Source organism: Salinisphaera sp. LB1 (genome assembly GCF_003177035.1).
In the GTDB taxonomy this organism is placed as follows: domain Bacteria; phylum Pseudomonadota; class Gammaproteobacteria; order Nevskiales; family Salinisphaeraceae; genus Salinisphaera.
On sequence record NZ_CP029488.1, the window covers coordinates 3,170,788 to 3,196,891 of the forward strand.

General features: G+C 62.0%; 20 protein-coding genes and 1 tRNA gene. 14 read left to right on the plus strand and 7 right to left on the minus strand.

Annotation, left to right across the window (positions count from 1 at the left end; all coding sequences use genetic code 11):
* Nucleotides 1–16: 16 nt before the first annotated feature.
* Entirely contained in the window at nt 17–958 is a 942-nt protein-coding gene (locus tag SALB1_RS14270; RefSeq protein WP_109995462.1) for a GlxA family transcriptional regulator, read from the minus strand.
* An 81-nt stretch (nt 959–1,039) separates the two neighbouring features.
* On the opposite strand from SALB1_RS14270, the gene SALB1_RS14275 reads away from it, so the two are divergent.
* Both SALB1_RS14275 and SALB1_RS14280 read left to right on the plus strand, forming a co-directional pair.
* Nucleotides 1,040–1,747, plus strand: coding sequence for a DJ-1/PfpI family protein (locus tag SALB1_RS14275; protein WP_109994460.1), 708 nt, complete (start codon nt 1,040–1,042; stop codon nt 1,745–1,747).
* Between the two features lie 621 nt (nt 1,748–2,368).
* Nucleotides 2,369–2,968 carry a hypothetical protein gene (locus tag SALB1_RS14280; RefSeq protein ID WP_109994461.1) on the plus strand — a complete coding sequence of 200 codons (600 nt, stop codon included), beginning with the start codon at nt 2,369–2,371 and terminating at the stop codon, nt 2,966–2,968.
* A gap of 25 nt (nt 2,969–2,993) precedes the next feature.
* Here the strand turns inward: SALB1_RS14280 and SALB1_RS14285 are convergent, their stop codons facing one another.
* Both SALB1_RS14285 and SALB1_RS14290 read right to left on the minus strand, forming a co-directional pair.
* On the minus strand, nt 2,994–3,530 hold the full coding sequence (locus tag SALB1_RS14285; protein ID WP_109994462.1) for a methyltransferase: 537 nt from the start codon (nt 3,528–3,530) through the stop codon (nt 2,994–2,996).
* On the minus strand, nt 3,527–5,224 hold the full coding sequence (locus tag SALB1_RS14290) for an aminotransferase class III-fold pyridoxal phosphate-dependent enzyme (protein ID WP_109994463.1): 1,698 nt from the start codon (nt 5,222–5,224) through the stop codon (nt 3,527–3,529). The genes SALB1_RS14285 and SALB1_RS14290 overlap by 4 nt, the downstream gene beginning before the upstream one ends.
* A gap of 185 nt (nt 5,225–5,409) precedes the next feature.
* On the opposite strand from SALB1_RS14290, the gene asd reads away from it, so the two are divergent.
* On the plus strand, nt 5,410–6,150 hold the full coding sequence (gene asd / locus SALB1_RS14295; protein ID WP_199678816.1) for an archaetidylserine decarboxylase: 741 nt from the start codon (nt 5,410–5,412) through the stop codon (nt 6,148–6,150).
* Nucleotides 6,151–6,753: 603 nt separating this feature from the next.
* Here asd and SALB1_RS14300 read toward each other — a convergent pair.
* Nucleotides 6,754–7,956 (minus strand): CynX/NimT family MFS transporter, encoded by a 1,203-nt coding sequence (locus SALB1_RS14300; RefSeq protein ID WP_109994465.1) that lies wholly within the window; start codon nt 7,954–7,956, stop codon nt 6,754–6,756.
* A 75-nt stretch (nt 7,957–8,031) separates the two neighbouring features.
* On the opposite strand from SALB1_RS14300, the gene SALB1_RS14305 reads away from it, so the two are divergent.
* From SALB1_RS14305 to SALB1_RS19985, 3 genes are all read left to right on the plus strand, one after another.
* Nucleotides 8,032–8,523: a MarR family winged helix-turn-helix transcriptional regulator gene (locus SALB1_RS14305; RefSeq protein WP_179950671.1), complete on the plus strand. Its 492-nt coding sequence runs from the start codon at nt 8,032–8,034 to the stop codon at nt 8,521–8,523.
* 277 nt (nt 8,524–8,800) lie between these two features.
* Complete coding sequence (locus SALB1_RS14310; protein ID WP_145961332.1) at nt 8,801–10,114, plus strand: MFS transporter; 1,314 nt, start codon at nt 8,801–8,803, stop codon at nt 10,112–10,114.
* 487 nt (nt 10,115–10,601) lie between these two features.
* Nucleotides 10,602–11,108: a helix-turn-helix domain-containing protein gene (locus tag SALB1_RS19985; RefSeq protein WP_370453259.1), complete on the plus strand. Its 507-nt coding sequence runs from the start codon at nt 10,602–10,604 to the stop codon at nt 11,106–11,108.
* A gap of 292 nt (nt 11,109–11,400) precedes the next feature.
* On the opposite strand, the gene solA is transcribed toward SALB1_RS19985, so the two are convergent.
* Nucleotides 11,401–12,528: an N-methyl-L-tryptophan oxidase gene (solA, locus tag SALB1_RS14320; RefSeq protein WP_109994468.1), complete on the minus strand. Its 1,128-nt coding sequence runs from the start codon at nt 12,526–12,528 to the stop codon at nt 11,401–11,403.
* A gap of 105 nt (nt 12,529–12,633) precedes the next feature.
* On the minus strand, nt 12,634–13,923 hold the full coding sequence (locus SALB1_RS14325; RefSeq protein ID WP_158590754.1) for an MFS transporter: 1,290 nt from the start codon (nt 13,921–13,923) through the stop codon (nt 12,634–12,636).
* Nucleotides 13,924–14,163: 240 nt separating this feature from the next.
* Between SALB1_RS14325 and SALB1_RS14330 the strand changes: the two genes are divergently transcribed.
* Complete coding sequence (locus SALB1_RS14330; RefSeq protein WP_109995464.1) at nt 14,164–15,576, plus strand: PLP-dependent aminotransferase family protein; 1,413 nt, start codon at nt 14,164–14,166, stop codon at nt 15,574–15,576.
* A gap of 112 nt (nt 15,577–15,688) precedes the next feature.
* Here the strand turns inward: SALB1_RS14330 and SALB1_RS14335 are convergent, their stop codons facing one another.
* On the minus strand, nt 15,689–16,705 hold the full coding sequence (locus SALB1_RS14335; protein ID WP_109994470.1) for a DMT family transporter: 1,017 nt from the start codon (nt 16,703–16,705) through the stop codon (nt 15,689–15,691).
* Nucleotides 16,706–16,801: 96 nt separating this feature from the next.
* Here SALB1_RS14335 and SALB1_RS14340 point away from each other — a divergent pair, with 96 nt between their 5' ends.
* From SALB1_RS14340 to lpdA, 7 genes are all read left to right on the plus strand, one after another.
* Entirely contained in the window at nt 16,802–17,692 is an 891-nt protein-coding gene (locus tag SALB1_RS14340) for a LysR family transcriptional regulator (protein ID WP_109994471.1), read from the plus strand.
* 172 nt (nt 17,693–17,864) lie between these two features.
* Nucleotides 17,865–17,952, plus strand: a tRNA-Leu gene (locus tag SALB1_RS14345).
* 232 nt (nt 17,953–18,184) lie between these two features.
* The gene (locus SALB1_RS14350) at nt 18,185–19,066 is read left to right on the plus strand and encodes a MaoC/PaaZ C-terminal domain-containing protein (protein ID WP_109994472.1); all 882 of its coding nucleotides are present in this window, start codon (nt 18,185–18,187) and stop codon (nt 19,064–19,066) included.
* A gap of 84 nt (nt 19,067–19,150) precedes the next feature.
* Nucleotides 19,151–20,056, plus strand: a complete 906-nt coding sequence (gene galU / locus SALB1_RS14355) for a UTP--glucose-1-phosphate uridylyltransferase GalU (protein WP_109994473.1) — start codon at nt 19,151–19,153, stop codon at nt 20,054–20,056.
* 152 nt (nt 20,057–20,208) lie between these two features.
* Nucleotides 20,209–23,124 (plus strand): 2-oxoglutarate dehydrogenase E1 component, encoded by a 2,916-nt coding sequence (locus SALB1_RS14360; protein WP_109994474.1) that lies wholly within the window; start codon nt 20,209–20,211, stop codon nt 23,122–23,124.
* Between the two features lie 46 nt (nt 23,125–23,170).
* Nucleotides 23,171–24,475, plus strand: a complete 1,305-nt coding sequence (gene odhB, locus SALB1_RS14365) for a 2-oxoglutarate dehydrogenase complex dihydrolipoyllysine-residue succinyltransferase (RefSeq protein ID WP_109994475.1) — start codon at nt 23,171–23,173, stop codon at nt 24,473–24,475.
* Between the two features lie 64 nt (nt 24,476–24,539).
* Nucleotides 24,540–25,979, plus strand: coding sequence for a dihydrolipoyl dehydrogenase (gene lpdA, locus SALB1_RS14370; protein ID WP_109994476.1), 1,440 nt, complete (start codon nt 24,540–24,542; stop codon nt 25,977–25,979).
* Nucleotides 25,980–26,104: the final 125 nt, after the last annotated feature.

A 26,104-nucleotide genomic window follows, 5' to 3' on the forward strand; every position in this document is an offset into this window, starting at 1 on the left:
AGCCGGATAGACGAAATTAACGGCTGGCGCGCCGTAGCGCCTGTGGTGGATGGCCGAGACGTCGGATGAAGGCTCGCCGCATCCGTTCGGGGTTGGCGAAGCCAACGGCGCGGGCGATTTGTGCCACGGATAGTCCGCCGTCGCCGAGCAGTCGTCTTGCTTCTTTCACCCGAAGGCGCTCGACCGCTCGCGCAGGTGTCAGGCCGGTTTCGGCCTTGAACCGCCGCGTGAGTTGTCGCGCGCTGAGCGCGGCTGCCGAGGCCAGGCATTCGATCGACAGCTCGGTTTGCAGATGCGCATGTGCATATTCCAGCGCGACACGAACACGATCCGACGCCGGTTGCAGCGCTTGCAAGGCCGAAAACTGCGACTGGCCGCCCGAGCGTCGATGATAGACCACCAATTCGCCAGCGATCGCTCGCGAGAGTTCCGGTCCGAAATCAGACTCGATCAGCGCCAGGGCCAGATCGATGCCGGCCGTGATTCCAGCAGATGACCAGAATCGGTCGTCCTGAATAAAGATACACTCGCCGTCGACAAGAATCCTTGGAAACCGGCTTTGTAGCTCGCCCGCGTGGCGCCAGTGTGTGGTCGCCTTGCGCCCGTCGAGCAGGCCGGTTGCGGCGAGCACAAAGGCGCCGGTGCAAACGCTGGCGATCCGGCGCACTGTGGTGCCGGCGTATCGCACGGCGGCTACGCTGTCGACACAGGCCGAAGCGGCCCGAGAACCGCGGCCACCGACCACGATGAATGTATCAACGGGTTGGTGGTTCCAGCGAGTCGTGTCCGTGACCAGGCCCGACGAGCTGCGAATCAAACCACCGGCCATGGATAACACCTGGATGTCGGCGCTGTAGGCGCGACCGAAATGGCCGGCACTATCGAACACCGACAATGGACCGGTGAGATCGAGGATATGGAAATCCGGAAATACGAAGAAGCCGACGCGGTAAGTCATGGCGGAAAACGAGGGAAGGATGACATTCGCGACATCCGCGAAATCGCTATCCTGAATCAACCACCCCAATCAGGCCAGCCCATGACAAGCGCCGCTCCTACAACGCATATCGTGTTCCCACTGTATCCGGGCGTAACCCATCTGGATTTTTGCGGCCCGCATCAGGTCTTTGCGCGCCTGCCCGGCGTTCACCTCAGCGTAGCCTCGGAAGGCGGCCGGGATATCGAGGCGGAAGGGTTGGTATTCGCAGGTCTGGAAGACCTTGCGACGATTACGCACTGCAATGTGCTGTGCGTGCCGGGCGGATTCGGCTGCGTGGAGGCGATGGAGCGTCCCGGATTCATGGCCGCGATCCGGCGCCTGGCCGGTTCGGCCGACTACGTGACATCGGTATGCACTGGCTCATTGATTCTGGCGGCCGCCGGTCTGTTAGAGGGGCGGCACGCGGCTTGTCATTGGGCATGGCGGCATATGCTGACCGAATTCGCCGCGATCCCCGACGAGGGCCGCGTCGTCAATGACGGTAATATCTGGACCGGTGGCGGGGTAACGGCCGGCATCGACTTCGCGCTCGCGCTGGTCGCCCGGATCGCCGGCGTGGGCGTGGCGCAGACCATCCAGCTCGCGCTCGAATACGCGCCCGCGCCGCCATTCGATTCCGGCCGCCCCGATCTGGCACCGGAAACGGTCGTCAATGGATATCGTGAAAAGCTGGCTGATGTGCTGCGCGATCGCGAAGCCGCCATCCGCCGCGTCGCTGCTGGTCGCGCTAACCGAGCATCGCAATGATCGCTTGCGGCGTGTATTCCGGGCCCAGATGGCCCCGTTTAAGCCGGCGATCCGGCGAATGCTCGTTCACGGCAGCGATCGCCGACACCAGCGACGAGCCTTGGGTCGATACCGAAGCGACAAGTGCCCGCCGTGGTGGTTGAGGCCGTCGATGACGTGCCTATCGTCTGAGTTCCCGTTTGGTCCCCTTGTGTGTGTACATGAGAGTTCATGAATTTTCCGTGTGCATCCGGAAAACTCGCGCTCGGGGGTTTTTTGTGTCCGGTGCCTGGATTTTGCGTGACCACGCGACGGCATAGTTTGCTGGCTTCGCCGGGCATGCGGCGCCCCGGGATCGACGCCAGCGGCGCCCGTTCGTCGGAACCTGCGCCTGGTCCGCAAGATCAAAACAACACTGTTACATAGTCGCAAAGATTGTGTGTCAGCATTCAGTAGCGTGCAGTCCGGATGTCGCTTTCACGCTCGTGCGCATCGTGGCGAAACTCGTTTCAACGGGATTCATTACGCCATTGCCGATGCCCCGACACGAGGCGTAATCGAACGCGTCGAGCGTCTTGCGCGATCCGCTTTGCTCTGCAGAGGGTAATTCGAGATTCCATCTTTAATTGGGAAACAAGATCAATGACGAAATTCCTCACTGAGCTAAAACAACAGCGATGGGATGATCACCGTTACTATCATCACAGCCGGATCAACCAGTCACTGCATCTGTTCAGCGCCTGCTGTTTCCTCATGACCTACTTCCTGGTGTTCAGGTCCCCTGTGTCCGCTGCGATAACGGGCTGGTTCCTGGCGATGATTTCCCGGCAGATCGGGCACTTCTTTTTCGAACCGAAAGGCTACGACGACGAAAACGAAGCCACCCACGAGTACAAGGAATCAATAAAGGTCGGTTACAACCTGCGGCGCAAGATCGTGCTGCTGAGTGTCTGGGCACTTTCGCCGATCGTATTGATCGTCAAGCCAAACCTGTTCGGACTGCTGTCACCGCATACCGATATCTATCAATTCATGCATAACGTTGCGGTGACCTGGATATGCATCGGTATCGGGGCCGTGCTGTTCCGCATGGTGCAACTGTTCATGCAAGCCAGCATCATGACCGGATTGGCCTGGGCAACCAAGATCATCACCGATCCGCTGCACGACCTGAAGCTTTACTGGAAAGCGCCGCTCTACGTGCTGCGTGGCGATCTCTATGATCCCATGATCGCCCGGTAACAAGGCCCGAGCGCTGCCCGAGGCGTTATTGCTCGAAGTGGGCGCCCAGTACGTAGTAAAGCGTTTCCAGCAGCGGCAGCACAAACCAGTCGGGGTGGGGGAATCGCATGATCAGAAAGACGCCCCAGATGGCCAGAACGGCACCGACGTACTGTGGATGGGGAACCAGCGAGAATGGGAAATCTTCCCGCCAGGGCACGTCGTGGCCCAGCTTGTTGCCGTAGAACACGCCCGTCTTGCCGAGCACGGCGAAGACGCTGAAGTTCAGCACCATCCCCGCGGCGATCATGGCAGCGCCGATGAGCCACGGGGCAAGGGTGGCCGTGGGGATTGGGAGGCCATCGGCGAACCAGGCGCACCAGAACACAAAGACGCCGATCTGCAGCACTTTGAAGCCCCGAAACAAGACCTGGACGACATCAATTGGCGCGCCCAGGGCAGCGGGCAATCGATGGCGGCAGATGTGCTGGAACCTGTGCGGATAACGCCAGACCAGGAAATACGTGACGCGCTCGGCGCTCAACAGGACGGCACAGAGCAGGAAAACGAGGGCTGTTGTCATATCTGCTGTTGTCTCTTGATTCGGGCGCCACTAACGGAGCCCAGCTTCACTTGAAGCATTTCCCGCAGGATGCGGCGCTGGATCCGTTGATTGGTAAGGGATGGCTCATGCCACCACCAGCCGCCTTCGCTCATTCGCCGGGCCGCGGACACAAAGCGATCCACGACGGTCGTGAACTCGTCTTCCGTGTAGTTCAGACTGAAGATGAACCGCCCGGTGCCGATCCATGGCAGGGTCAGCCCCTCGGCGATCAAGTAGAACTGCAGCATCCAGTTGTAGCGCGAAGGCTGCCTGTACAGGACGGTGAAAATGGACGAGAAATGGGCCACGCGAAGCGGCAGGTGCTCGGCCTCGAGACGCTGGTTGAACAGGCGAGCGCGGCGTTGCCAAATTTCGTCTGCATTGGCGTAGATCGCCTGTATCTCCGTGCCCGCACTGCGCCGGAGAAATTCGTTCATCGTCGCCATGACATAGGGGTGGGAATTGAAAGTGCCGCGGGCAAAGCAGATATCGACCGGCCGGTCATCGCGGAACCGCTTCATCAGGTGGGCACGGCCGCACACCACGCCCACCGGCAGCCCGCCGCCAAGCGTCTTGCCATAGGTAACGAGGTCGGCTTGAACACCAAAATATTCCTGCGCACCGCGATAGGCGATACGGAAGCCTACGAAGACCTCGTCGAGAATCAAGACGATACCGCGTTCGGTGCAAACCCGGCGCAGCTCGCGCAGCCATTGTCCGTAAGCGGCCACGTCGGAATTTGCAGACCGCGCGCTGTTAATCAACGAACCGTCGCCCGGGGCGTTGGCGTTCGGATGCAGCACCTGCAGCGGGTTGACCAGTACACAGGCAATGTCGCGCCGCTGGCGGAGTACCCGCAGCGTTCGCTCGTCCATGTCCCGGAGGGTGTAGACGTCGCCGGTCTTGTGCGGGTTGCCGATGCCGGGCTGAACGCCATCCCACCAGCCATGATAGGCGCCGCAGAAGCGAACCACGTGGCTGCGCCCGGTGTGGTAAAGCGCCAGCCGTACCGCCTGCATGACGGCTTCGGTGCCCGACATGTGGAACGAGACTTCATCCAGCCCGGAAATCTCCGTGAGACGCCGGACGTTGTCCTCGACAACCGGGTGATAGGGGCCGAGCACCGGCCCCAGATCGTTGACCCGCTCGGCCCCGGCCGCAATGCAGGCCTTGTAAAAGTCGTAGCCGAGGACGTTGACACCATACGCGCCGGTCAGATCCAGGGACTCGTTGCCATCGAGATCAGTCAGGGTGACGCCCGCGGAGGCGCTGACGAACGCGCCGACGCTGAGGTGTTCCCGCACGTGGCCGGCATACTGGAAAGGCACCCGGTAGCGACGCACGAACTGCATGTCCGAGACCATCCCGGCGACGCGTTCGCCGGCGGCGATCGACTCCGGACTGCGCTCACGCAGGCGGCGGGCGAGTGCCTCGAACGCCTGGCGGCGCTGCCGGCCCACGTCCGCCGGGGCGTCGTCGCTCCGATAGAACGCCTCACCCGTGTAGGCATAGCCTGGCACCCGGCGTGCGAAACGACGGGCGATTCGCCCGTGACCGACAAGCGATGGATGCTTGGCCCGGGACAGCAACAGCCGCGAGTACCCGGCCCGGGCGGCAGCGACCAGGGCCGCGATTGCGATAACGATGCCTATGACAAGCATAGTCGACGACATATCAACTCCGATGGGCGGGCAGTGCGGGCTGGCCCGCGATCTCTAGTGGAGAGCGCCCCATGCTGAATACTTCGCGGGCCCGAGCGGCGCTAAATTTCTGGATCACCAACCGCCTGATTCCGCGCCGACTGCTGAGTCGGGCATTCGGTGGGTTCAGCCGCATCGAGCACCCGCTGGTCGCCCGGTTGTCGATCGCCGCCTGGCGTCTGTTCAGTCGTGAGCTGGACCTGTCCGAGGCCAGGAAAACGTCTTTCGCCAGCCTGCACGATTGCTTCACGCGCGAACTTCGGGATGGCGCAAGACCGGTCGATACGCGGGCGTCAGTCATCACCAGCCCCTGTGACGGGGTCGTGGTGGCGTGCGGGCCGATCAGGGACAACATGTTGTTTCAGGCCAAAGGTATTGATTACGACCTCCACGAGCTGCTCGACAACGAATCCTGGAGCGGGCTGTACCGCAATGGTCGCTACGCCACCTTGCGCCTGACGGCCGCCATGTATCATCGCTTTCATGCCCCGTATAACTGCAGCATCCGGCAGGTCCGACACATCGCCGGCGATCTCTGGAACGTCAACCCCCCGACATTCGAGCGCGTGCCCCTTCTGTATTGCCGGAACGAACGTGTGGTCATGCCGCTTCAGCTGGAATCGCTGAATACGACCGTGACACTGGTCGCCGTCGGCGCGGTGCTTGTAGGCAGCATACGGCTGGACTTTATAGATTCGGGGTTAAATGCTCGTGACATCGGGCCGGCCACGATCGCGTGCGAGGCGTCCGTCGCCAAGGGAGATCAGCTCGGCCATTTTCAACACGGCTCGACGATCATCGTGCTCGCCCCGGAACACTGCCGTCTGCACGAGACCATCTACTGCGGTCAAGTCGTTCGCATGGGACAACCGCTGATGCAGGCCGGCGCGCCGGTGTGAGATCAGGCCCCGGCCAGGCAGCTCGTGTCCCGGGACGCAAATTCATCGCCTTGTATCGGCGTTTTACGCCCCATGCGCCGTTCCGGCCATTCGCTGTATCCGCTGATACCGCTCACCGGGTGGTCGGCTGTAACGATCAATAACGTCGGGAACAGTCTGCCGATACCCGGCGACAAAAGCGCAAGGATGGCTAACGGCTTTGGCGCGATAACCGGGAAGAGCAAGCCGCAGCCGATCAGTCCCGGCTTGCCGAAGCCTATCGCGCGCGGGCGAGCGATGCCTCACCGAACAAGACGGATTCTTTCGGTGAACTACGACAGCGCGGTGCCGGGTAGGGGATATGGTCGTCGCTCGGGCCGAGCGGCTGGCGGGTTGGGCGCGCGCCGCCGGCAGAGCGACCAGGTTTTGCGTCCTGCATTCATGTTGAACCGAATGCGATTCCATCGAGCGCAAAGTGGTCGCTCCCGTAAATTTTGCGAGATGCTAATCGACCGGTGAGATTGCCCGCACCGGGCGGATATCGGCTCGTTGAGTTATGGAATTCCCGGGAGCCGTTCCAATGGCGTTGAAATGCCGAGCCGAACCCACATAAGCCACGGTACGTCAGAGGCTGTTTTTGCAAAGGCGCCAGTCCGTCTTAGACAAGGAATACTGTGGCGACAGACGCGGCACCATCAATATCTGAACGGCGATCCCGGCGAGCATGACGAGCCAGGCCATTGTCAAGTCATGCAACTGCTCCCGCAATATTCCGCTCACGAACGGCATGATGCTGGCGACAATATAGCCGCCACCTTGCACGAACCCCATCAACGCCCCGGCCTGACCGGCTTCCTGCAGGTGGTCCGCTGTGACGATCAATGACATCGGAAACAGTCCGCCGATGCCGATGCCCAGCAACAAAAGCGCCGGGATGGCTAACGGCTTTGGCGCGATAAGCAGGCAGAGCAAGCCACAGCCGATTAGTACCAGGATCAATAGCAGTATCGGGCGACGGTCTGTGAATCGGTCGACGACCGATGACAGCCCGACGGCCGCGATCACCTGAGTCAGTGTCAGGCCGCCGAGCAACAGCCCGCTACTGGTCCCGGACCATCCGCGTTGAACGTAAAACGGGGGCAGCCAGGCCAGAACGAGTGTATAAGCAGATGTGCCGATCCCGAAAAATACGAGAAGGTACCAGGCGCGGGCCGAGCCCAAGGGTAGTGCGTGGCCGCTGCTACCCTCGATTCTTTTCCGGCCGGTTGTGGCCGCAGACCAGATGACAAATGCGATTACGGCGAAAATGGACCATATGGACAAGGATTCAGGCCATCCTATGGCACGCGATAGCGGAGCCGACGCCGACGAAGAAATCATCGCGCCCGCCATGATGCCAGTGGTGTACAAGGCCATCAGCTGGCCTGCCCTGTCTGCGTGGTCGCGTTTTATCAGGCCGGGCAGCACAGCCTGTATAACGGCGATGCCGACACCGCCCAGAGCGGCAGTCGCGATCAGTCCCGGCTCGTCATAGAACACCACACGTGTCAGCGACGCGATCCCAACGGCGATCAGTCCGTATAGGACGGTTTTTTCAACCCCGAGCATCCGTTGGAGCAGACCGCCGAACAGTGCAAATATCCCCATCGCGAGCACGGGCAGGGTGGTCAGTAGCCCGGCAACGGCATCGCTCACGCTGGTATCGGACTGTATCGGTCCGAGGATCGGGCCTATGGCTGCCATGATAGGCCGCAGATTCAATCCAACAACAAGAACGGCCGCCGCGAACAGGGTGTAATGGTGACGTCGAATCGTGGCGTCGGCCATAGCGTCTCTCCGATTTAATATACCGGACAACTCTCGTCACAAAGAATCTTAATGTCAAGACAAAATACCGACCAAATGGCACGAGCTGACCTCGCGTTTTCTCAGTGGAAGAAAGAACGCCCAGACCTGGATGCTTTCCCGATGATGCTGTTCGGGCGTCTGTTAGAGGCTGCGGAATTGCTGGATAAGACGCACCTATCGCCGCTTTACAAGAAGTACAACCTGCAACGCGGTGAATTCGATGTACTGGCCACGCTCAGGCGATCCGGCGAGCCTTATGCCCTATCGCCAACCGCGCTATATCGGATGATGATGATTTCGTCAGGTGGGGTGACCAATCGCGTGGACCGGCTCGAGAAAGCGGGTCTGGTCCGCCGCCGCCGTAGTCCGACAGATCGAAGAAGTGTCCAGGTTGAGCTGACAGCCGAAGGCTTGACCAGAGTTGACGCGATGCTAACCGAGCACGTGGAGAGACAACGGGAATTGATCGCTCATCTCTCCAGCGAGCAAAAGGTGGAGCTGGACAGTTTGCTCGCCAGCCTGATCCGGGTTCTGTCCAACGACTGATAAATGCCAGCACTCGGTGTTCGCTGAGTGGTCTCTGGTACGGGAAATTGGGCGGCTCGTTCGAGCCGCATACTGCAAAGAGCCTATCCAAAGGACATGGACGCCAAGCGCAATACGGTCTGAAACGTGTCGGTGATCTTTTCCCGCGCGCCGCGACGTAGCGAAATCGTGTCGACTGGCGACAGTCAGGCTTTGGTCTAGCGCCGGAACGCCGCATGACGCGACAAAGCGCCGAAATCATGGGGTGACTCTGTGCTACAGGATCCGCGCGCAGCTCATGGACAAGATCCAGGAAGGACAGCAAGCCGGCGCAACAGATCAGCAATTAGGGGCGTGCCGACAGGGTTTCCGGCCGGAATACTGTGATGCAACGCCACACGCATCACTCAACAGGAAATCCATGCGCGATGTCGCTCATAACGTTCCGACCGGCGGACTGTTCAAGAACACCACGGTGTTGCTGCTCGCCGTCACCGTCATCGGCGCCAACGCATTTCTGCTGAGCCCGATCCTCAAGACGGTCGGTGACAGTATCCACTCGAATGCACCGATGACCGCCTGGGCGGTGTCGGCCTATGGTGGGGCGACGGCTCTTTCCGGCTTGTTTCTGACCGGGCTCCTGCAGCCGCGCGGTTATCGTTTCACGCTGTTCGTGGGTGGTGCGCTGTTGGCGGGCGGGGTGGCTGTAACCGGTCTCGCGGGCTCGCTCGGCTTTCTCGTCGCCGGGCAGGCGCTGGCCGGCCTCGGCGCCGGTGTCATACTGCCCGCCGCGTACGGCGCGACTTCGGTGATCGCGCCGGAGGGGGGCGAGTCGCGGGTCATGGGCTGGGTGATCGCCGGATGGTCGATTTCGCTGGTTCTGGCGGTCCCGACCTCGGCAATGATCGCGCACTACGTCAGCTGGCGGTACGCATACCTCGTTATCACGCTGCTCGCGCTCATCTCGGTTGCGGGCGTGGCGACATTGCCGGCGGAGCGGTCAAATGACAATCCGAGGCGATCGAGTATCACACAAGCCCTGCGCGTTGCGTGGGCGCCCTCGACGTTGCTGGTGTCGTTTTTGTACATGTGTGCGTTCTACGGGGTCTATACATTTCTGGGCGACTACACGCAGCGGGTGTTGAACCAGTCCACCATTGGGGCCGGCTTCGTCGTGCTTGGCTATGGCCTCGGGTTTGGCCTCGCCAGCGTGGTGGGGGCCGTGATCGACCGATACTCACCCCGCACGCTGGCAGGCCCGCTTTTGCTTATCCTCTGCGCGGTCTATCTTGCCGGGGTGGCCGCCGCGGGTTGCCTTGCGACGCTGGTCTTGTGGGCGATCGTCTGGGGCGTTTTTAACCAGCTCGGGCTGAACTGCCTCGTGACAGTGCTGACGCATCTCAGTTCGGAACACGGAATTCGCTTGCTGGGGTTATACAGCGTGGCCGCCTATGGCGGCGCCATGATTGCGGCCCTCGTGTTCGGCTCGCTTTACCAATGGGCGGGCTTCGGGGCGATACTCGTCCTGGCAAGTGTCCTGTGCATGACGGCTGCGCTGATCGCTGTGAAACTTCGGCGGAGTCAGCACGCAAAACGCTGCTGCGGGGTCTAGTGCTGCTTGGCCGTCGAGGCCGGGCATGGCAAATTGGCCGGATAACGACTCTGTTCGGAGGGAATGGATGTCGGAAAATATGCCGCCTGTTGTCGGCCCCCGCGAATACCAGGCATCGGTTGACGGTCAGGTCACCGTGTCGAGCGAAAAGCTCGATATCGAAGGCGCTCATGTCGCGTGGCACACCCAGCGTCACAAGACATCGGAATGCCTACGGCAGCCCACAGCGGCGCATCAGTTCGTACTTTATTGCTCGGACGAGGAAAAGGGCGAATATCGCTATAACGACCGAGCATGGCAGCCCTATGCCAAGCGACGTTACCAGTGGTTCATCGCGCCCGCGTTCGAGAACCGGATCATGTGGCGCTGGCGCCAGTCCGAGTCACCGGGGCTGGTGTGCCGCTTCCATCTGTCACCGCATCTGCTCGAGCAGGCGGCATCACTGCATTTGGATAGGGCCGTTCATTGCGTTCGGCTCGAACACCGCATGAATATTGAAGATGCGCTGCTCACCGAGGTTGCATTCGAGCTGCGGGATGAACTGCAACAGATCGGCGATCGGGCGCGCTCGAGTCGATACAGTCGTGCCCTGATCAATACCTTCGCCTACCGTGTGATCAAGGCTTACGCCGATTCCGCAGGTATCGACAGCCTGCCGGCCGGCAGTCGTCTCACGGATAGTCGAAAGGCCAGACTCGAAGCCTTCATTGATCGCCACCTGAATCAACCGCTCACGATCGACGATCTGTGCCGCGAGATCTGGCTCAGCAAGTATCATTTCTGTCGATTGTTCAAGGCGACGTACGGCGAAACGCCGCGCAAGTTTGTACAACGCCGACGTATCGACGAGGCATGCCGACTGCTTCGGGAAACGGAACGCCCGGTCACGGACATCGCACTGACGACGGGATGGTCTGGCAACGGCGGGTTCAGTCGTTGTTTCAAGTCTCATACCGGGGTGACGCCGAGCGAGTATCGGCGCGATCCTTTGTGAATTGGCAGCCGATGCGAACGGAAATGAGGCTGCAGCTTGTTGGCCTGCAACAGGAAACGCTTGATGCAGAGCATCGGGATCGGGCTTGTTGATGCGGGCGATGATCGCCGAGCGTGCCCACGCCCGTGGAGCGGCGCGCCAAAAGCTGCCCGCGGTGCGCTTGAGCTGTGGGCCGTAGTAAGCCGCATCGCTCGGGACACTGAGCTCGCTCATCATCGCAAGTGTCGCAGCCTTCGACATCGTGCGTACAGCCAAGGCGGTCGCCAATGAGCGAGTCGACGAGGCGTCGCGATCAGAATCGCCCGAGATTGAAGGGCTGAAACGATGCCGGCGGCGCGTGGCTGCACATCCAGTCACGCAGTCGATCACCGATGGCGGGTGCGAATTTAAATCCGTGCCCTGAAAAACCGGCGGCGATGAACAAGCCGTCGATCGGCTCGTCGATGATGAAATGTTCGTCCGGCGTTCGCAGGTATTCGCACACCGCGCCCCGCTGTAATTCGCCGACGCCTGGCATATGTCGATCTATCAAGCGACGAAGATCGGTGAGGTCGGATGGGTGACTGCCGAAATCGCCTGGCGTTGTCTCGTCTTCGATGTGTTGCCCCCCGTCATGCCGTCCGATCTTCACGCCGTGCCCGTCGATCGCCGGAAAACCATAGTAATCGCCGGCAGGCCCGCAGTAGTTGAAGCCCGGCCAGCGGGCGGCGTCGTATTCGGGCGTATGATCAAACCAGCCAAAGACCTTGCGAACGCGCTGGATGGGAAGCTCGATGCCCAACGGTCGCAATAGGGCGCGGTTGGCGCGACCGGCCGCGACGAGAATTTGCCCTGCTTGCCACTGATCGCCCGCGAGTGACCGCAGAACAAAACGCTCGTGGCGCCTCGAAATCGACGTGATCGGTGTGTTGTCGATGGCCGTAATGTTTGCCGAATTGGCGATCACCGAACGCCAGTACTGGAACAATCGTTCGGTTAATACGACGCCGCCCTGCGGCTCGAAACAGCCGCGAAACGAGGTATTCAGGGACCAGCCGGGCCAGCGCTGCGTGATGTCCGCGTGATTCAACGACTCGGTGCGGAGATCGAAGGATCGCGCGCTGGTTTCAACCTCGGCCAGAAAGGGCGAGTCGTGTGCGCCGATATTGAGTATGCCGGTGGGAATGAATACCGGCGCGTCCGCCGCTTGATTGAGTCGCTGCCAGCCACAAAGTGCCTCCTGGGCGAGTGGCACGTAGGCGCGCCCCTCGCCATAGGCGACCCGTACAAGTCTGGAATGCCCGTGATGGCTTGCTTCGGTGTGCGGCGGGCGAGCCGCGTCGAATACGCGAACCCGTCGCGTCGTGCGATTCGCCAGGGCCGTGGCCGTTGCAAGCCCCATCGTCCCGCCGCCGATGATGGCTATGTCGGTATCGAGCACCTTGTTGATCCTGTCGTTCAGTGTTTCAACGTATTGGATTGGGACAAGGTGACGCGGTCCGACCTGGCAAGGCAATGGATTCACACAGGCGCCCGCGCTTCGGAGTCAGCGTCGACCGTCCGGGCGCTCGGGCGCTGCACCCGGGATGCGGGCGGGTGCACGGCGCTTGGCGCGTGGAAAAGTCTCTCGAATCCAGAATGTCGCGACGAAGCCGGCAAGGCTCACCAGGGCGGGTAGCCACAGTGCGGCGCGAAGGTCTGCCGGCGCGACCGCGCTGCCGGCCGACCAGGACAGCGCCCAGCCATAGCCCATCTCGATGACCGCGGTGGTCAGGAAGACGCCCATGTTCACCAGGGCGAGCGAGACCCCCACGACGTGCTCGGGCACGCTCTCCTTGACGGCGGCGAAAGACACCACGACCTGCGCACTCGACAGTCCCAGGGCCAGGAAACAGGCAAGACCGAGGGCCGCGCTGGACCACGGCGCGAACAGCAATCCGGCCCAGGCCAGTGAACCGAGTAGCGATGCCGATAACACGAATGCCTTGCGTGTCTGCAGCCCGTCGGAAAAGTGCCCTACGAGTAGCGAGCCCAGACCGTAAGGCACAAGGGCCGCGGTGAGGACCCAGGAGGCGGCATCGCCGGACATGCCAAAGCCGTCGCCGAGCAGGCGCGTTCCCCAGAGCCCGGCGAATGCATAGAACGTGCCGTTGGTTCCCGAGATCGCGAGCAATATCAGCCAGAGCTGCGGCGAGCGCACGGCGTCGTGCCAGGCCGTCATGCGCGCCAGATCGTCGCCACCGGGCGGTGCCTGCGTGGCGCCGTGAATGTCTTGCGCGCCAGGCGGGGAACGCCACAGTCGGCTGATCAGTACGCCGACGGCCAGCGTGAGGGCCCCGAGACCGATGAAGATCGGGCGCCAGTCGAGTGTTTTCAGCAGCAGATGTGCGGGCGCTTCGGCCGTAATCGAACCGAGTGCGGCGACAAGCAACGTACAACCGGTGATTTGGCCGAATCGCCGCTGGTCGAACCAGATGGCGTTGTTTTTCATCATGGCGACGAAAACCAGCGACATGCCGAATCCGACGAGACCGGGGCCGGCAAGCGCGATCGGGTAACTCGGCGCAAGGCCCAGCGTGAGCGCCCCGGCGCCGGTCAACATCGTGCCGGCCGCGGCCGGTACGCGAATACCCATGCGGTCCACGATGAGCCCCGCCGGAATTTGCATCAGCGTATAGACCCAGAAATGGGCCGCCCCCAGGCCGCCGATCTCGGCAGGCCCGAGGCCGAAGCTCCGGCCGATCGGTAGCGCGAAACTCGCGGGTGCGAATCGGTTGAAAAAGCCGATGAAAAACGCCGCCGCCAAAAGACAATAGCTGAGGGTACGCCATGCCACGAGGTTCATGTTGCTGACGGACCGGTAGGCACGCCACGCCGTTGTCGGGCCGTCAGCATGGATCGCGCCCATACGCGGATGATCGGCTCGCGTGACGGGTTGATCGATAACGCCATGTGCACCATGCGGCTCCGGTGGGTTCGCCAATGTCCCGATCGTCGCCCACGCCACAATCACGGTACAGACACAGATCTTCGGTTTGTATGCGATACAGTGATCAAACGCGAACGCGAGGTCACCATGCATCTGTACGAAACGCTGGCCGATGACTTGTCCTGGCTGATCTGTGCCGGCGTGTACCCGCCGGGGGCGCGCTTGCCTTCGGTGCGACATATCAGCCGGCAACGCGGCGTGAGCGTGTCCACGAGCGTTCGTGCCTACCACGAGCTCGAGCGCCGTGGGGTAATCGAAGCGGCGCCGCGGTCAGGCTATTTCGTGGTGGGTCCGCGGCGATCGGCGTTGCCTTCCGTTCCCGAACACGGCGCCTCGCCCGTGCCCGTTGCCGGCGCGCATCGAATACTGCAGCTTCTCGCCGCCGCGGACGATCCGCGGACCGTGAGTTTTGGCGCGGCCACGCCGCACCCGGATTACATGCCGAGTGCGGCGATGGCGGCGGCGAGTCGAACCGTCTGGCGCCGTGCCCGACGCCGCTGCATGAACCAAGCCTTTCCGCCCGGCGCTGTTGAATTGAGAACGGAACTGGCCAGGCGATTGGCCATGGCGGGGTGCCGACTCGATCCGGACGATCTGTTGATCACCAATGGTTGTCAGGAAGCGATGGCGATCGCGCTGAAAATGCTGTGTCGGCCGGGAGACGTCGTCGCGGTGGAAGCGCCGACCTACTACGGCTTGCTGGAGGTTCTCGAACAGCAACAGCTGCGGGCCCTGCCGATTCCGAGTGATCCGAGCCAGGGCCTCGCGCTCGACCCGCTCGAGCAGGCGTTTCGTACGCGCGAAGTCCGCGCCTGTGTCGTGACTCCGGTGGCATCGAATCCGCTAGGGGTCACGTTGTCCGATGAACGCAAGCAGGCCCTTGTCGCATTGGCCGAGCGGCATGCGGTGCCCATCGTGGAAGACGATACATACGGCGAGTTGGTCGAGACTGGTCGACGGCCCACGCCGCTCAAGGCCTGGGATCGGGCAGGACGGGTGTACTACTGCGGCTCGGCGACCAAGACCATCTGTGCCGGTCTGCGCATCGGGTGGCTTGCGATGCCGGGGCGATACCGGCAGCAGGCCGCCATGGCGCAGTACTTACGCACGATCTCGGTCAACACCCCGGCTCAACTCACGCTCGCGCATTATCTGGCGACCGGTCATATCGACCGGCACATGCGAGCCGCCGCCCGAGCGTATCGGCAATGCGTGGCCCGGCTCATCGCTGAGCTCGAGCAACATTTTCCGGCGGGGACGAAGATCAGTGCGCCGCAGGGCGGTTTTCTGGTGTGGGCCGAACTCCCGGGCACGGTGGATACCGGGGCGCTGCTGGCCGAAAGCCTCCGCTGCGGCGTCAGTTTTGCCCCAGGCGCATTGTTCGCGCCAAACGGCGGATTCGAGAACTGTATGCGGTTGAACGCGGCCGTTGCATGGGATCAAGCAGCGCAATCCGCGTTGCAGAACCTCGGTGGCCTGGTCCGCGATCGTCTCGGCTGAGCCGATCATCCTGGCAATTTCATTGGTGCCGAGGACGAAGCGTTTGCCGCAGGCCAGCTTGAAGCTGCGGTTTCGCGAGCGCGGCGCGCCGCACCGGCGTTCCTGGGCCGCGTCAGCGATTTGATGGGCTCGTATCGGTTCGCTGTGGGCGAGTCCTGGTTTTGACGCGGCAGGGAACAAGAGGTTGATCCCGCGCAACTTTCGCTTTTTCCAGTCTTGTCGGCTCCGGCGTGCCAGCCGTCAGGACGATCACGCCGGCGAGCATGATCAACCCCATACCGAGCAGCGTCAGCCGGTCCGGGATGTCGCCAAAAAACACGAATCCCCAGAATGTCGCGAAGATCAGAAAACTATAGTCGAACGTGGCGATAACTTGTGGCCGCGGGGATTGATAGGCTCTGGCGAGCCCCAGGCTGATGCCGATCATCAGACATGCAAGCACGACGATAACCCACCCGTCGCGGCCGCTCATGGGTCGCCACGCGCCAAACAGGAAAGGGTAGTCGAAGCCGGCGCCGACGCCCGTTCGACTTAGGTAAAGGCTCGCCGCCAGTCCGGTCACAAGAAGGCTAAGATTGAGCCAGACGGCCAGAGCCCGCGTCGGCATGTCGCTGCACTTGGCACGGGTGATCACCGCGGCCACCGCATATAGAAAAGCGGCGCCCACCGGAACCAGGGCAAGTGGTTTGAAGCCCGATGCCGCCGGCCGGACGATCAGCAACACGCCGGCAAAACCGATCAGTATGCCGAGCCAATGCCGCGACGTGATGGGCTCCCGCAGAACGATGGCAGACAGCCCGGCGATGAACAGGGGCGATGTATACAACGCCGCCGCTACCACCGATAGCTCGAGCCATGGAATGGCCGCGTAGATGCCGAGATACATCAAGACGAGCGCCAGACTGCGCAGCGCGATCCAGCCATAACGGCCCGTGTTCATGCGTCCGCGCGCCATTACCAGAAGAATCGGTAGCACCAGCGCGGATCGCAGCACATAGATCTGCCACAGCGTCATGGCGGTACTCGACTGTTTGATCAGCGCGTCGGCCAACGCCATACCAAAAACGGTCGTGATGATGGTCGCGACGCCGACGCGGGTTGCCGAACACGCTGCTCCGGATTTCCACATAACTGACAGGATAAAAAGGGCGTGGTCAGCTTTTCAGAGCCCAACCGTGTCGTATAGTCGTTAGGATCGACCTAAAGAATTCGAAAAAATCGAACAATGAATCGTGCCGATCTTGCTGCATTACAGACTTTCGTGACGATCGCGGAGCAGGGCTCGCTACGCGGCGCGGCGAAATCGTTGGGCGTCAACCCGCCAGCGGTATCGCACCAGTTGAAGGCGTTCGAAACACGTCTCGGCACGTCGTTGTTCCACAGGACGACGAGATCGCTCACATTGACCGAGGCCGGACGGGCGTTGTTCGAAGGCAGCGGCCATCTACTGCAAGCCATCGAGCGGACAGTCGATGCCGTACGCGACCCGAGGCATGCGCAATCGGGCCGGCTTTGCCTCACGTTGCCTTTTCGGGCCTGGCAGCTGATCGTCGCGCCGCGGATGCGCGCGTTTCAATCAGCCTATCCCGGTATCGAACTCGACCTGACGGTCGACGAAGCCCTGACGGATCTCGCCGAGCAAGGGTTTCATGCCGGTATTCGCCTGGGCGATCATCTGCAGGACAATCAGGTCGCGGTGCGGCTTTCCTCGTCGGAACCCGCGGCCTATGTCGCTTCTCCGGATTATCTCGACCGGCATGGTCTACCGGCGGCGCCGCGCGACCTGCTCCAGCATGCCTGTATCCGCTATCGCCGAGCGAGCTCGGGGCGTATTGCCGAGTGGCGTTTCCTGACAGCCGATGGTGCGATCACGGTCAACCCGGGTGGGGGACTGATACTCAATGACCTGCGAACCGTGGTCGACGCCGCACGCCAGGGTCTGGGGATCGGCTGGTCGCTCAAGCGAGGCGTGCAGGCGGATCTGGACGGCGGCGATCTGGTCCAGGTTCTGCAAGCCTTCACGCCCGCGCGCCCTGGCTTTTTCCTCTACTTTCCACAATCGGCACGCCATCTCGGGCTCTTGCGCGCTTTTATCGAGCACTTTCGTCTGGCGTAAGGCGCTGGCGCCTCGTTGCCTCCGGGGTTTGTCGGGTATCGCGGCAGCAAGTTGGGCGAGGGACAAGCCCGCCCCGCGTGTCATTGGATATCCGAATATCGGGCTGCGTCGGTCGGGTTGCCAGACCATTCGGCGCACGCTTCGGCAGCTTCCCTGCTAAAATCCGCGGCCAGCCCGGGTGGCGAAATAGGTAGACGCATGGGACTTAAAATCCCTTGGAGCTTGGCTCCGTGCCGGTTCGAGTCCGGCCCCGGGCACCAGTGCTTTTTGCGCGGGAGGGCGCACTCGCCGCCGGTTCGAGCGTCCGGCTGGCCGGTGTGTTGCGATGGGCGTTGCGATAGATGCCGGTTGTTTTGCGTCGCGGTGCGGGAATGGTTGGCGCGATGTTCGAAATATCCGAATCGAAGCTGAACGATCGGGCGCAGCTCATCATTGTATTGCCCAACCAACGCGTTAAACTCCGATCTTCAATCGTCCACAGACGATAAACCGATGTCAGGAGAGATCAGGCTCGATTTCGAGCAGTTGCCGGCAGTGGCGCCGTCCTATTTTCGGGCGGTCGCGAATTTTGGCTCCGGGCTGTCCAAGGGCGAAACGATTCCCGAGATCGTTGCCCGATTGAATGACTTGGAAGTCAGGGCGGAGAATCTTGCGCGGTACCGCAGGGTCTGCGGTTTCCCGCGCGCCGACACCTTGCCGGTGACATACCCCCATGTCCTGGCGTTTCCCATGCATATGGCGGTGCTCACGCACAGGCGTTTCCCGCTCAAGTTGCTCGGGCTGATTCATGTGCGCAACCACATCACCCAGCATCGGGCGATTCAGGCCGGCGAGCCGCTGGATCTGGTGGTCTCGGTGGGTGGGCATCGCGAGGCGGTCAAGGGCATCGAGTTCGATCTCGTCACCCGGGTCAACGATGCGAGCGGCGCCGCGATCTGGGAAGAAACCGGCGTGATGCTGTCGCGCGGCAAGGGCGGCTCCGGCGGCGCTTCGAGCAAGAAGCGACAGGCACCCGCAGCGGATTTTACGCCCGCGGAGGAAGCCACCTGGCAGGTGCCTGCCGATATCGGTCGGCGCTATGCGTCGGCGGCCGGCGACTACAATCCCATTCATCTCAGCGCCTGGAGTGCCAAGCTGTTCGGCTTCCCGCGAGCTATCGCGACGGGTATGTGGATGAAGGCGCGGGCGGCCGCCGCGCTGCAGCCGCATCTGAGCTCCGAGGCTTATTCACTTTCGGTTGCCTTCAAGAAACCCGTGTTTCTACCGAGTACCTTGGTATTCCAGTACGGCGGCGCCGACAACGGCGTGGATTTTGCTTTAACCAGTCGCTCCGGCGATGTTCAGCACCTCACGGGCGAGGTTCGATATTTGTGAGCCCGCGGCCGGTGCGGGTTGCCGCAGGCTGCGACAGATCGCGCGGCGACCACGACGGAATCAAGTTTAGATAAAGGAACTGTTATGCGAATTCGTAAAGCGGTATTTCCGGTAGCCGGACTCGGCACCCGTTTTTTGCCGGCAACCAAGGCCAGTGCGAAGGAGATGCTGCCGGTGGTGGACAAGCCGCTCGTGCAATATGCGGTGAAGGAAGCGATTGCGGCCGGCGCCGAAGAGATGGTGTTCATCACCAGCCATGCCAAGAATTCGATCATGGATCACTTCGACCGCGACTACGAACTCGAAGCCGCGTTGGAGGCCAAGGGCAAGGAAGAGTTGCTGGCCGCTGTGCACGACGTGCTGCCGCCGGGCATCAGCTGTGTGTACATTCGCCAGCCCGAGCAGCTTGGCCTGGGCGATGCGATTCGCTGCTCTCTGCCGGCGGTTGGCGATCAGGACTTTGCCGTGATTCTGGCCGACGATCTGATCGCCGGCTCGTTCCAGCCCTGTATGGCGCAGATGCACCGCGTGTATCAGGAGTACGGGACCAGCGTACTGGCGGTACAGCGGGTGCCTTGGGAGGAAACCCACAAGTACGGCATCGTGCAGGCGGAGCCGATCGGGCCCGGCCTGTCCGAGATTCGCGGCATCGTCGAGAAACCAGCCACCGAGGAAGCGCCCTCAAATCTTGCCGTGGTCGGCCGTTATATCCTCACGCCGCGTATCTTCCGGCTGATCGACAAGACCAAGCCGGGTGCCGGCGGCGAGATTCAGCTGACCGACGCGATCGAAGCCCTGATGGGCGAACAGACCGTGCTGGCCTATGAGTTCGAAGGCACACGTTATGACTGCGGCAGCAAATTCGGCTATCTGAAAGCCAATGTTGAAATGGGCCTTAAACACGCCGAAATCGGTGATGAGTTCCGGGATTATCTCAAGCGGCTCACCGCGAGCTGGGACGACGATTCAGAAGCGAAGCAGGCCAGCTAGCAGGCGGCCCGGAATGCCGGCGTTCGCGCCGGCCCGGGCCCTGGCAATTTGTTATCATGAGCGCCCGGCGCGGACCGGATGATGGCAGCGGAGCGCCGGCCAACGACACCAGGGTGTATCCGGCACCTTGACACGGCCACAGACCAGTTTCTATGAAAAGTGACTTGAACGACGAGTTCATCAGTACCTCCCCGTTGTTCGGCGGCAACTCTTCCTACGTCGAAGCCTATTACGAGCAATATCTCCGCGATCCGGAATCAGTCGAGCCGAGTTGGCGCGAGTATTTCAAGAGCCTCAACGGCGATGGCCGTGGCAGCGATATCGCCCACGGCCCGATCCGCGATTCGTTCGTCGATGTACAGGCGTCGGCGGGGCAGGGCGCTTCGGCAAAACCGGGGCTTTCCTCGCGCGCGGCTCAGAAGCAGGCGGGCGTGTTGCAGTTGATCAACCATTATCGCAGCCGGGGACATCGGGTGGCCGATCTCGACCCGCTGGGACTGTACCAGCCGCCGGCGCTGCCGGATCTCGACCCGGCTTACCACGGGCTCGGCGAGGCGGATATGGACAAGGTGTTCAACACCGGTTCGCTGTACGCCCACGATGACGAGATGAAGCTGCGGGACATCATCGATGTCTGCAAGCAGGTGTACACGGGCACGATCGGCACCGAGTACATGTATATTACCGATACCGAGCAGAAGCGCTGGATCCAGCGGCGCCTGGAAGCCGGCGTTGAGCACCCTGGACTCAAGGACGATGAAAAGCTCGAGATCCTGCGCCAGCTGACGGCGGCTGAGGGCATTGAACGGTATCTGCATACCAAGTACGTCGGCCAGAAGCGTTTCTCGCTCGAAGGCGCGGACAGCATGATTCCGGCGCTCGACGAGTTGGTCCGTTCCGCCGCTCGCCATCACGTCGACGAAGTCGTGATCGGCATGGCGCACCGCGGTCGGCTCAACGTGTTGGTCAATATTCTCGGCAAGGCGCCGAGCGAGCTGTTCGCCGAGTTCGAGGGCAAGTATGACGTCGAAGAGCTCGACATGTCGGGCGACGTCAAATACCACCTCGGTTTCTCCACCGATATCGAAATCGAGGACGAACGCGTGCATCTGGTGCTCGCGTTCAACCCGTCCCATCTCGAGGCGGTCAATCCGGTCGCCCAGGGGTCGGTGAAAGCGCGTCAGGTGCGGCGCCACGACAGCGCTGGCGAGACCGTGCTGCCGGTGCTGATTCACGGCGATGCCTCGTTCGCCGGGCAGGGCATCGTCATGGAGACGCTGCAGTTGTCCCAGGCCGAAGGTTACTCGACCGGAGGCACGGTGCATCTGATCGTGAACAACCAGCTCGGTTTCACGATGCAGGATCCGATCACCGGCAAGCAGGGCGAGATGTCGCGTACGTCGAACTACTGCACCGACATCGCCAAGATGCTCGAAGCGCCGGTGTTCCACGTCAACGGTGACGACCCGGAGGCGGTGGTGTTCGTCATGCGCCTGGCCATGGATTATCGCGAGACCTTCGGCAAGGACGTGATCGTCGACATGATCTGCTATCGCCGGCAGGGGCATAACGAGGCGGATGAGCCCGCGGTCACCCAGCCGCTGATGTATCAGAAGGTCAAGAGCATGCAGACGACTCGCGTGCTGTATGCCAAGCATCTGCAGGACATCGGCCTGATCGGCAGTGACGGCGCCCAGGAACTGTTCGACGCCTATCGCGACGGGCTCGACGCGGGCAAGAACATCAGTCGGACCACGCTCGGCATGGTGGGCAACGAACACACCGTGGACTGGGACAAGTACCGGCTCGATAAATGGTCGAACATTGTCAACACGTCGGTGCCGGTGGAGACATTGCGGCGTCTGTCTTCGGCCATGTACGACAGCCTGCCCGACGGTTTCGACTTGCACAAACGCGTGCAGCGCATCGTCGACGATCGGCGGAAAATGGCCGCCGGTGCGTCCCGGATCGACTGGGGGTTCGCCGAGCACATGGCTTATGCGAGCCTGCTCGACGATGGCTTCAACGTGCGGCTTTCCGGGCAGGACTCCGGTCGCGGCACGTTCTTCCATCGCCACGCCAAGATCTACAACCAGAAGGACGGCGAGGCGATCCTGCCGTTGAACGAATGCTCGCGCGACGGCACCACCTTCGAGGTTCACGACACGCTGTTGTCGGAGGCCGGTGTGCTCGGCTTCGAATACGGCTATGCCTCGGCCGATCCGGATACATTGACAATCTGGGAAGCCCAGTTCGGCGACTTCGTCAATGGTGCCCAGGTGATCATCGACCAGTTCATTGCCAGCGGCCGGGCCAAGTGGGGCCGGATGTGCGGGCTGACGATGTTCCTGCCGCATGGTTACGAGGGTCAGGGCCCGGAGCATTCATCGGCCCGTCTGGAGCGTTTCCTGCAGTTGTGCGCCGAGCGCCACATGATCGTCTGCGTGCCCTCGACGCCGGCGCAGTGGTTCCATCTCCTGCGTCAGCAGATGGTGCGCAATCTGCGCATGCCGCTGGTCGTACTCACACCCAAGAGCCTGCTGCGTCATCGCCTGTCGACGTCGACACTGGAGGATCTGGCGGACGGTCACTTCCAGTTCGTGATCGACGACACCGCCGATCTCGATGCGGACAAGGTCAAGCGCGTGGTGTTCTGCAGCGGCAAGGTCTACTACGACCTGTACCAGGAGCGGTCAGAGCGCGAACTCGATGATGTGGCGCTGGTGCGCATCGAGCAGCTATACCCCTTCCCGGCCCAGGATTATGCCGCCGCACTGGCGCGTTATCCGAATGCCGATCAGATCGTCTGGTGTCAGGAAGAACCCGAGAACCAGGGTGCCTGGTATCAGATCAAGCATCGCCTGCAGGTGCCGCTGGAAGATCATCACGAACTGCTCTATGCCACGCGCCCGGGCGCGGCAACTACCGCGGTGGGCTACCACAAGCTGCATGTGCGGCAGCAGGAGGCGGTGGTCGAGGCTGGTCTGGTCGGCGGCGAGCACCTGATCGAGAAAGGCACGGTCAAGGCCGATCCGCGCGGCAAGAAATCCGGCGTCCGCAACAAGTAGTGAAGCGGATCAACATTCACAGACAAACGACGAATCAGGAATAGTAATGGCGACAGAAGTCAAAGTGCCGGAGCTGCCGGAATCGGTCAGCGAGGCCACGGTTGGCGAATGGCAGAAAAAGCAGGGCGACGCGGTCGAACGCGACGAGAACCTGCTGGATCTCGAGACTGACAAGGTAGTGCTCGAAGTGCCGGCCGTTGCTGCTGGCAAACTCGCCGAAATCAAGGTCCAGGCGGGTGACACCGTCCAGGCCGGCGATGTGCTCGCGATCATCGAGGAAGGCGCGGCCGGTGATGCCGGCGGCGACGAATCCGACGACGAGGCGAGCGAGGACACGAGCCAATCTGCGGCCAGCCAGGCCTCGTCGAGCCAGGACACGTCGGATGAACACGCCGATGGCTCGGGCAGCGACGACGCGCTGGCGAGCCCCGCGGCCAGCAAACTCATGGATGAGAACGACGTCGCCGCGCGCGATGTGACGGGCACCGGCAAGGACGGCCGCATCACCAAGGCCGACGTGCAGAAGGCGATCGAAGACAAGCCCGCGGCCAGCGGCAAGAGCGCTTCGGGCAGTAGCCGTGATAAAAGCGCCGAACAGGCGCCAGCGACCGAGCAGGCCGACCGTCAGGCGCTGGGCGAGGTGTCGCCCGAGCGCGTCGAGCAGCGCGTGCCGATGACGCGGATCCGCCAGCGCATCGCCGAACGCCTGCTGGATGCCTCGCAGAACACCGCCATGCTGACCACCTTCAACGAGGTGGACATGAAAGCGGTCATGGATCTGCGTGCGCAGTACAAGGAAAAGTTCGAGAAGGACCACGAGGTCAAGCTCGGTTTCATGTCGTTCTTCGTCAAGGCGGCGGTCGAGGCGCTCAAGCGCTATCCGATCATGAACGCCTCGATCGACGAGGGCGATATCGTCTACCACGGTTACTATGACATCGGCGTGGCCGTGTCCTCGCCACGTGGTCTGCTCGTGCCGGTGCTGCGAGACGCCGACCAGCAGTCGTATGCCCAGGTCGAGTCCAAGATCCGCGATTTCGGCAAGCGGGCCCAGGACGGCAAGGTCACGATGGACGAGATGACCGGCGGCACGTTCACGATCACCAATGGCGGCGTGTTTGGCTCGCTGCTGTCGACGCCGATCATCAACCCCCCGCAGGCGGCGATTCTCGGCATGCATGCGACCAACGACAAGCCGGTCGTGCGCAATGGCGAAATCGTGATCCGGCCGATGATGATGCTGGCCGTGTCCTACGATCATCGCTTGATCGACGGCCGCGACGCGGTGTTGTTCCTGCGCGCGATCAAGGAACTGCTCGAGGATCCGGCGCGACTTCTGCTGCAGGTCTGATTCGATTCCGACGCGCCGGCTCCATGCCGGCGCGCTTCTTTATAGAAATCAAGCAAGGACAAGCATGAGCAAGCAATACGATGTCGTGGTGATCGGTGCGGGACCGGCCGGTTATGTGGCCGCGATCCGTGCCGCCCAGCTCGGTATGAAGGTCGTCTGCATCGACAAATGGCTCAATCTCGACAACAAGCCCTCGCTCGGCGGCACCTGTCTCAATGCCGGTTGTATTCCGTCGAAGGCGCTGCTGGAGTCCAGCGAGCTCTACCACCGCGCCAATCACGAGTTCGCCACCCATGGTCTCAAGGTCGGCGATGTCGAGATGGATATCGCCCAGATGCAGAAGCGCAAGGCCGGTGTGGTGAATGAACTCACCGGCGGCATTGCCAGTCTGTTCAAGGCGAACGGCGTGGAATCCATGGCCGGCAGCGGCCAGGTCGTGGATTCCGGTGAGGTGAAATACACCAGCCATGATGGCAACGAAGAGACGATCGAGGCCGAGCACATCATCATCGCCTCCGGCTCGATTCCGGTGGAGCTGGATATCGCGCCGTTCGACGGCGAGCTGATCGTCGATTCCTGGGGCGCGCTCGAATTCGACGAAGTGCCGAAGAAGATCGGCGTCATCGGCGCCGGTTATATCGGCGTGGAACTGGGCAGTGTCTGGTCGCGCCTGGGCGCCGAGGTCACATTGCTGGAAGCGGTCGAGGACTTCATGCCGATCGCCGATCGCGACGTGGCCAAGGAAGCGCTCAAGACGTTCAAGAAGCAGGGCCTGGATATTCAGCTCGGCGCGCGCGTGACCTCGGCCAAGACCAACAAGAAATCGGTCCGGGTCGAATACACCCAGGGCGACGAAAACAAGAGTGAAACCTTCGACCGCCTGATCGTGGCCGTCGGCCGCCGGCCGAACACGGCCAATCTGTGCGCCAAGGGCGCTCAGGTCGAGCTCGACGACAAGGGCTTTGTCGACACAGACGATTTCTATCGCACCAGCCTGCCGGGCGTTTATGCGGTCGGCGACGTGGTCGGCAACCCGATGCTGGCGCACAAGGGCATGGAAGAAGGCGCCACGGTCGCCGAAATCCTCGCGGGCCAGAAGCCGCACGTAAACTATGACGCGATCCCGTCGGTGGTCTACACCGCGCCGGAACTCGCCTGGGTCGGCAAGAGCGAAGCGCAGGTGAAATCGGCCGGTATCGATTATCGGGTCGGGCAGATTCCGTTTTCAGCCAACGGCCGCGCCAAGGCGCTGGGCCAGCAGGGCGGCTTCGTCAAGATGATCGCCGACGCCCAGACCGACGAGATCCTCGGCGTGCACATGATCGGGCCGTATGTGTCCGAACTGGTGCAGGAAATGGTTGTTGCCATGGAGTACCGGGCTTCGAGCGAGGACATCGCGCGCATCATGCACGGGCATCCGACCCTGTCGGAGACGGTGCACGAGGCGGCGCTTGCCGTCGACGGGCGTCCGATTCACTTCCCGCCGCCGCGCAAGAAGAAGTAGGCAGCCGGGGCGATCTGCGGGTTCCGACGGGGAGCGGTCGGAATCCGCGGCTTGTACCACGGACCGCTGCGCTGGCGCGCCGTGTAGACTCCCGGGGCCTTGGCGCTTTCCTTACCCTCGCCGGT

Coding starts and splice junctions, on each gene's coding strand:
- SALB1_RS14275 (WP_109994460.1), top strand. CDS start 1,040: ATGACAAGCGCCGCTCCTACAACGCATATCGTGTTCCCACTGTATCCG.
- SALB1_RS14285 (WP_109994462.1), bottom strand. CDS start 3,530: ATGACAACAGCCCTCGTTTTCCTGCTCTGTGCCGTCCTGTTGAGCGCC.
- SALB1_RS14360 (WP_109994474.1), top strand. CDS start 20,209: ATGAAAAGTGACTTGAACGACGAGTTCATCAGTACCTCCCCGTTGTTC.
- SALB1_RS14350 (WP_109994472.1), top strand. CDS start 18,185: ATGTCAGGAGAGATCAGGCTCGATTTCGAGCAGTTGCCGGCAGTGGCG.
- SALB1_RS14335 (WP_109994470.1), bottom strand. CDS start 16,705: ATGTGGAAATCCGGAGCAGCGTGTTCGGCAACCCGCGTCGGCGTCGCG.
- SALB1_RS14330 (WP_109995464.1), top strand. CDS start 14,164: ATGCATCTGTACGAAACGCTGGCCGATGACTTGTCCTGGCTGATCTGT.
- SALB1_RS14290 (WP_109994463.1), bottom strand. CDS start 5,224: ATGTCGTCGACTATGCTTGTCATAGGCATCGTTATCGCAATCGCGGCC.
- SALB1_RS14340 (WP_109994471.1), top strand. CDS start 16,802: ATGAATCGTGCCGATCTTGCTGCATTACAGACTTTCGTGACGATCGCG.
- galU (WP_109994473.1), top strand. CDS start 19,151: ATGCGAATTCGTAAAGCGGTATTTCCGGTAGCCGGACTCGGCACCCGT.
- SALB1_RS19985 (WP_370453259.1), top strand. CDS start 10,602: ATGAATATTGAAGATGCGCTGCTCACCGAGGTTGCATTCGAGCTGCGG.
- SALB1_RS14310 (WP_145961332.1), top strand. CDS start 8,801: ATGGACAAGATCCAGGAAGGACAGCAAGCCGGCGCAACAGATCAGCAA.
- SALB1_RS14300 (WP_109994465.1), bottom strand. CDS start 7,956: ATGGCCGACGCCACGATTCGACGTCACCATTACACCCTGTTCGCGGCG.
- lpdA (WP_109994476.1), top strand. CDS start 24,540: ATGAGCAAGCAATACGATGTCGTGGTGATCGGTGCGGGACCGGCCGGT.
- SALB1_RS14305 (WP_179950671.1), top strand. CDS start 8,032: ATGGCACGAGCTGACCTCGCGTTTTCTCAGTGGAAGAAAGAACGCCCA.
- SALB1_RS14270 (WP_109995462.1), bottom strand. CDS start 958: ATGACTTACCGCGTCGGCTTCTTCGTATTTCCGGATTTCCATATCCTC.
- odhB (WP_109994475.1), top strand. CDS start 23,171: ATGGCGACAGAAGTCAAAGTGCCGGAGCTGCCGGAATCGGTCAGCGAG.
- SALB1_RS14280 (WP_109994461.1), top strand. CDS start 2,369: ATGACGAAATTCCTCACTGAGCTAAAACAACAGCGATGGGATGATCAC.